At 37.1% G+C, this 5,925-nt stretch carries 8 protein-coding genes and 1 tRNA gene; 6 read left to right on the top strand and 3 right to left on the bottom strand.

Annotated features, from left to right (window positions below; translation table 11 throughout):
* Together WBM60_RS16820 and WBM60_RS16815 are read left to right on the top strand one after the other, a co-directional pair.
* A partial coding sequence (locus tag WBM60_RS16820) for a T9SS type A sorting domain-containing protein (protein WP_424283367.1) occupies positions 1-357 on the top strand: 357 nt, incomplete at its 5' end.
* On the top strand, positions 354-1,031 hold the full coding sequence (locus tag WBM60_RS16815; protein ID WP_424261082.1) for a hypothetical protein: 678 nt from the start codon (positions 354-356) through the stop codon (positions 1,029-1,031). The genes WBM60_RS16820 and WBM60_RS16815, both read left to right, overlap by 4 nt.
* Positions 1,032-1,077: 46 nt before the next feature.
* Here the strand turns inward: WBM60_RS16815 and pth are convergent, their stop codons facing one another.
* From pth to WBM60_RS16800, 3 genes are all read right to left on the bottom strand, one after another.
* Positions 1,078-1,707: an aminoacyl-tRNA hydrolase gene (pth, locus tag WBM60_RS16810; protein WP_424261080.1), complete on the bottom strand. Its 630-nt coding sequence runs from the start codon at positions 1,705-1,707 to the stop codon at positions 1,078-1,080.
* A 91-nt stretch (positions 1,708-1,798) separates the two neighbouring features.
* Positions 1,799-2,467, bottom strand: a complete 669-nt coding sequence (locus WBM60_RS16805; RefSeq protein WP_424276251.1) for a 50S ribosomal protein L25/general stress protein Ctc — start codon at positions 2,465-2,467, stop codon at positions 1,799-1,801.
* A 20-nt stretch (positions 2,468-2,487) separates the two neighbouring features.
* The gene (locus tag WBM60_RS16800) at positions 2,488-3,429 is read right to left on the bottom strand and encodes a ribose-phosphate pyrophosphokinase (protein ID WP_424261076.1); all 942 of its coding nucleotides are present in this window, start codon (positions 3,427-3,429) and stop codon (positions 2,488-2,490) included.
* Between the two features lie 144 nt (positions 3,430-3,573).
* On the opposite strand from WBM60_RS16800, the gene WBM60_RS16795 reads away from it, so the two are divergent.
* From WBM60_RS16795 to WBM60_RS16780, 4 genes are all read left to right on the top strand, one after another.
* Positions 3,574-3,655, top strand: a tRNA-Leu gene (locus WBM60_RS16795).
* Between the two features lie 469 nt (positions 3,656-4,124).
* A complete protein-coding gene (locus tag WBM60_RS16790; RefSeq protein WP_424263618.1) occupies positions 4,125-4,475 on the top strand; it encodes a hypothetical protein in 351 nt (116 codons plus the stop codon).
* A 392-nt stretch (positions 4,476-4,867) separates the two neighbouring features.
* Positions 4,868-5,038, top strand: coding sequence for a DUF6747 family protein (locus WBM60_RS16785; RefSeq protein WP_424263616.1), 171 nt, complete (start codon positions 4,868-4,870; stop codon positions 5,036-5,038).
* Between the two features lie 394 nt (positions 5,039-5,432).
* Positions 5,433-5,603 carry a DUF6747 family protein gene (locus tag WBM60_RS16780; protein WP_424263614.1) on the top strand — a complete coding sequence of 57 codons (171 nt, stop codon included), beginning with the start codon at positions 5,433-5,435 and terminating at the stop codon, positions 5,601-5,603.
* Positions 5,604-5,925: the final 322 nt, after the last annotated feature.

Here is a 5,925-nt window from a genome sequence, read left to right as displayed (position 1 = left end):
CTTACCCAGACGGAAGGCTCAGAAATTATACTGGATCTGAAGCAGGGAATAAATACCCTAAAAGTATCTACTAATTTTCCTTGTCAGGGTGCATATGATGATACTGTCTTTATTCCAGCTGTTCCAGCTATATATCCAAATCCGGTAGTTGAGACTTTAAATATATTTTTAGGACCAACTTTAGATCCTGTAGACATTACCGTTTTTGCATCTGACGGCCGCTTTATTAGCAGTCAAAGGTATACTAGAAATGAGGATACACTTACGCTTAATTTTGCTGGATTACCTTCAGGACTGTATTATGTAAATGTCAGAGGCGGAACTTTTAAAGGAACTTATAAAGTGTTGAAGCGATGAGAGTTGTTATAGTAGTTTTCATAAGCCTGCTTTTTACAGCCTGTAAAAAGGACTCACCCAAGCCACCTTCTGCCGCGGTTTTAACTTCCCCTTTACAGAACTCGCTATGTACAACAGGGGTAAGCATAACTCCAACAACAAGCAGGGTAGAGTTCAAGTGGCAGACCGCAGACAACACAAACACTTATGAATTAAGGGTAACGAATGTTTTAACTGATATTACCCAAACGGTTAGTACGCAATCTACCAGTGCTGAACTCACCATTGAAAAAGGAACTCCTTTTTCGTGGTTAGTTATTACCAGGAATACGGAAGTGCAGGAAACTGCATCAAGTACAACCTGGCAGTTTTTCAATGCCGGTTCCCAAATTACCCATGCTCCCTTTCCGGCACAAGTAATAGCTCCTTTATCCGGGGCTTCGATGGTGCGTGATATCAACGGAGAAATCGTTTTGGAATGGTCCGGGGCAGATGTTGATAATGATATTGTAGGTTATGAGATATTCCTTGATACTGTGTCTCCTCCACAGGTTTTAGTAGCTTCGCCTGCAGCTTCTGTCTCCAGCATTGAAATAAATACTACAGCTAATACGGTATATTACTGGAAGGTGATCACCAAGGATGCTGAGGAGAACAGTTCAGATTCAGGTATTTATTCTTTTCGGGCGCTATAAACTCTTAGCTTTTTGTTAGTAGTCCTTGTCAGTGTGATGAGGTATGCTAGGTATTGTTATACTCATTCATGGTTATCTTTACTCCGGCAAGGACAAAAGATGCGATAAGCTCAGCGGCTCTCTCCAGCCGTTCAGGTAGTGCTTGTTTTTCTTCGTCATTCCATTTTCCAAGAACATAGTCTACTTGTCTTCCTTTGTTAAATTCAGAACCAACTCCAATTCGCAATCGGTTGTAATTCACAGTTTGCAAGCTGTTTTGAATGTCCTTAAGACCATTATGGCCACCATCACTGCCCTTTGTTTTTAGCCTTAGTGTTCCAAAGGGGAGGTTTAAATCATCAGTGATAACAAGGATATTTTCTAATGGAATTTTTTCTTTTTCCATCCAGTATTTTACAGATTTACCACTTAGGTTCATATAGGTAGATGGTTTTAAACATAAAACACTTCTTCCTTTTATTTTAAAGGAACCTAAATCTCCTAATTTCTGGGTCTCAAAGGAGAATTTTTGTTTTTCAGACAGTTTGTTAAGTACTTGGAAACCAATATTATGCCTGGTATCGGCATATTCATCACCTATGTTTCCCAAGCCAATTAGCAGGTACTTTTTCATGGAATCCGTTTCTTCTATTAGTCGTTTTTCCTTTCCATAAAGAAATTCAAAAAATCTTCTCATACCCTCAATTGGTTAAGGGCAAAAATACAAAAGCATCCCGAATCCTGACGTTTGACAGATGGGATGCTTTTTATTGATAGCTTGAGATTATTTATTCAGCGCCTTCTTTTGGGGCTTCTCCACCTTCAGCGGCAGTTTCTGTTGCACCTTCAGTACCTTCAGCACCTTCTACGCCTTCTACGCCTTCTTCATCTTCCTCTTCAACTTCTATGGCTGCTCGTGCAGTTTTAACCTGAACCACCACGGTAGATTCTGGTTGTAAAATTGAAAAGTCATCATTAAGCAAGGATTCTACCAGGATGTTATCTCCAATTTTTAAGTTAGAAATATCTATGTCAAAGAAATCGGGAAGGTTGTCCGGTAAGGCTTTTATAGTCAGTTTTCTGTTTCTGAATAGTAAGCGCCCCCCATTTCTTACTCCCGGGGAATTACCTTGTAAGCGAACAGGAATTTCCATTGAAACCTCTTTGTCGTCAAACAATTGATAAAAATCTACATGAAGAATTCTGTCGGTTACAGGATGAAACTGTATATCCTGCATTACTGCTTTTAACTTGTCACCTTTATCCAAATCAACCTTTACAGTGTGGGCGTTTGGAGTGTACACTAAATTTTTGAATGCTAATTCATCCGCCGAAAAGTGTAATGGTTTTTCCCCTCCGTATACCACGCAAGGAACCTTTCCAGCATTACGTAGGGCCTTCGTTGCCTTTTTGCCCACGCTTTCTCTTTCTGATCCTTTGATTGTAATTGATTTCATTATTTAAGTTTAATTAATATTTACATTAAAAATTTGGACGCAATTGAAGTGTTGTGATGAACTCTGTGCATAACGTCTGCAAACAGGTCGGCACAACTTAAAACACGTATTTTTCCACTTTCTTTTTGGATAGGGATAGAATCTGTAACAATCAATTCTAACAATTGCGATTTTTCTATTTTTTCATAGGCATTGCCTGATAACAAAGCGTGAGTGGTTATAGCCCTTACGCTTTTAGCGCCTCGTACCATCATAAGATCGGCGGCTTTTGCTAAAGTTCCTGCGGTATCTACGAGGTCATCAACCAGCACTACGTTTTTATCCTGTACGTCACCAATGAGTTCCATATGTGAAATTACATTCGCTTTTGCCCTTTGTTTATAACAGATTACCACATCACATTCAAGTGCCTTGGAATAAGCATATGCCCTTTTTGAGCCACCCATATCGGGAGATGCAATGGTAAGGTTGTCTAAATTAAGGCCTTTCAGATAAGGAAGGAATAATGTTGACGCAAATAAATGGTCTACTGGTTTTTCAAAGAATCCTTGTATCTGATCTGCATGCAGGTCCATGGTGATTATCCGTGTTGCCCCTGCAGTTTCCAACATCTTGGCTATTAGCTTAGCGGCGATAGGAACTCTTGGTTTATCCTTTCTGTCTTGCCTGGCCCAACCATAATAGGGAATTACAGCGGTAATATGCCTGGCTGATGCCCGCTTTGCAGCGTCTAACATCAACAGCATTTCCATAAGATTTTCAGAACTTGGATTTGTAGAACCTATTACAAAAATTCTTGTACCGCGAATAGACTCTTCAAATGAAGGTTGAAACTCACCGTCGCTAAAATGAGAAAACAAAACCTTTCCTAAATCTGCACCATAAGACTTGGCAATTTTTTTGCCTAATTCCATACTCTGGGTGCAGGCAAAAATCTTCGGTTCCGGTACTTGATAAGCCATGGTTAATCTCTTGTTTTCTAGTTTCTTAAAACCCCTGATTCTTAAGGAGGTGCAAATTTAAAAATTTATTTGGGTTGCTAAAGGATAAATGTGGGTTATTTTAGTTTTGCAAACGAAATTATTTTTTAGCTTTGCAGTCCGTTTGCCTCGGTGGCGGAACTGGTAGACGCGCTGGATTCAAAATCCAGTGTCTTCGGACGTGTGGGTTCGATTCCCACCCGAGGTACGAATAAACCACAAAAGAGTGGAATTATAAGCGAGTTTCAAAGATGAAGCTCGCTTTTTTTTTTGAAATAAAGCGATGTGTTTCCTTTTGTGATTTTCAAAGCGAGCTTTCTTGGAAAGAATTGCAAAGTAATTCAGTCCCACCCGAGGTATATATTCGCCGTACTACGGTGCCTTACGTTATAAAGCTTCACAATTTGTGGAGCTTTTTTATTTTGATTGGTATTAAAATGTGTAAGTCCTGAACCTGACATTTCATTTTTCTATATCACATTTCACCAAAAACACATTAAATCAACATGAATTCACTTAAATACTTTAAACCAATTATAAATCCTTGATCCTGATAGTCGCCAGCATGAAAAATTTACGGCTTTAAAACAAAAAATTATCCTTTTTTTCTATTTCTATTTCTATCTTGTGAAATAATCTTTAACTTGTTACCTTATTAATCAATTAAACTAGATACAATGAAGTTACTAGATAGCGAAATAGACCATTATTGGGTTCACTTTCAAGCCGGCGGAGCTGATAAGAATCGTGTTTACCCGCGTGCCCTTATAAAATGTTATAACCATGATGATTTTGTTGTACAGATAAACTTCTATCCGGATAATAAAAGTGTACCTGAAAATAGTTATGATAAAAGAAATAAATTAGTGTACTTACGCTACCCTTTGTCAATGTATCCGAATATTATAGACATTTTAAGAAATGAAAAACCAATTTATTTTAGTTTTTCTATAAACTTAAATATGGGTTACATCAGAACCGGGAAAGAGCCTATAGGAGAAGGCGATAACGACGCTGATTTCCAATAAACCTGTTTTAAGGCATGTCACTTTTAAATTGGTTATTGGCACATGGGGATCAATTTACATAGACAGTGATATCCTCAATAGAAATTTATTAATTACAAATCAATTGTTTACTTAAAAAGTAAAAACCCGCCGGGAAATCCCGGTGGGTTTTTTTAGTTTAAAACTAAATCACTTTCTACAAGTATTCCCTGGGATTCCAGCCAGGTGTCGTTTATCGATAAAGCGCACCGCTAATCCTATTCACAAAGTATTACAATTCGAAGTGCTTTTGAGCCAGGACCTCATTTTGGTACAATTCAACCGGTTAATCTTCAAATACGACTAGAATTAATGAAAAATAGTAAACGAGGTATGTGCTTTGTAGTCTAACTAACAATCACAAATCTTAGTTTATGAAGACAATACTACTTATTAAAGAAGTATATAAAGAAGGTTTCAGGAACCTTGGCAACATTATTGTCAAGAAATATTTTAAAGCCTTTGCATGGTTTAGTTTTATCATGTTCTTTATAGTGCTATACGCCCTCATTTACAGGATATCAACCGGCTTTGCCTTTGACTAGTATTTGTAGAACGTTTCCTTTCCTATTAATTAATCATTATAAAGCCTTTTTTAAATTTAAATAAATACCTGGTTCGGAATTTTGGTAGACCAGGTAGCTTATTGTCAAAATATCCGGCAGTACTCTTTGCCTGTTTGTGTTTTGTAATTTCTATTTTCATTCTGGTAATATATTCCTTTTAAAACCACATTTTCTTTTTTAGCCCAGTTGGTCGGTTTTATAGGGTTGTTCACCCATAAGAAACAATATGGTAAAATTCGTTAATCCACGTTTTTTAACGCTCTGCAATAGTGAGAATACATTTTATCAAATAAATGTGTTTTTTACCTATAATTTGAAATAGGAATTGATAAAAGCCACAATTTAGCAGCATAATAATTTTAAGATTTGGGATATGAAAACAGCTTTACTTATTAAAGAAATCTATTTAGAAGGTTTCAGGAATTTGGGAAATATTATTGTAAAGAAGTACTTTGAGGCCTTTGCCTGGTTTAGTTTTATAATGTATGCTATGGTCCTTTATGCCTTTATTTTTAGGGTGTTCACAGGATTTGCATTTGATTAATTATTAATTTAAAATAAAAACCTATGGCTCAGAGACATAAAGGATTCAGTATAATCGACTTTTTTGTGGCAGCCGGATGTCTGTTTATTTCTGTGATAATGTTTATGATAATAACAGCAGCGGGAGTCCAATAATCGCTCCTACGCCCTTACAGGCTTCCGAGGATAAGATCTTGCCTCCGCTTACATAAGCTATGGGGAGATTAAATGAAAAATCAAAATGGATTAAATAACCAACCTAAATATTAATTAATCCCTGTAAGTGTTAGGCTTACGGGGATTTTTTGTTGCTACTCCCCACCCGTTCCTTATAATCTCTAATT

The sequence above is a fragment of the Eudoraea sp. genome (assembly GCF_049669105.1).
In the GTDB taxonomy this organism is placed as follows: Bacteria; Bacteroidota; Bacteroidia; order Flavobacteriales; family Flavobacteriaceae; genus Eudoraea.
Note: the sequence above shows the minus strand (reverse complement) of the source record. Positions and strands in the feature narration are given on the sequence as shown.

Excerpts from the sequence above, each read along its gene's own strand:
- WBM60_RS16800 (WP_424261076.1), bottom strand. The coding sequence starts at position 3,429 with ATGGCTTATCAAGTACCGGAACCGAAGATTTTTGCCTGCACCCAGAGT.
- WBM60_RS16785 (WP_424263616.1), top strand. The coding sequence starts at position 4,868 with ATGAAGACAATACTACTTATTAAAGAAGTATATAAAGAAGGTTTCAGG.
- WBM60_RS16805 (WP_424276251.1), bottom strand. The coding sequence starts at position 2,467 with ATGAAATCAATTACAATCAAAGGATCAGAAAGAGAAAGCGTGGGCAAA.
- WBM60_RS16815 (WP_424261082.1), top strand. The coding sequence starts at position 354 with ATGAGAGTTGTTATAGTAGTTTTCATAAGCCTGCTTTTTACAGCCTGT.
- pth (WP_424261080.1), bottom strand. The coding sequence starts at position 1,707 with ATGAGAAGATTTTTTGAATTTCTTTATGGAAAGGAAAAACGACTAATA.
- WBM60_RS16790 (WP_424263618.1), top strand. The coding sequence starts at position 4,125 with ATGAAGTTACTAGATAGCGAAATAGACCATTATTGGGTTCACTTTCAA.
- WBM60_RS16780 (WP_424263614.1), top strand. The coding sequence starts at position 5,433 with ATGAAAACAGCTTTACTTATTAAAGAAATCTATTTAGAAGGTTTCAGG.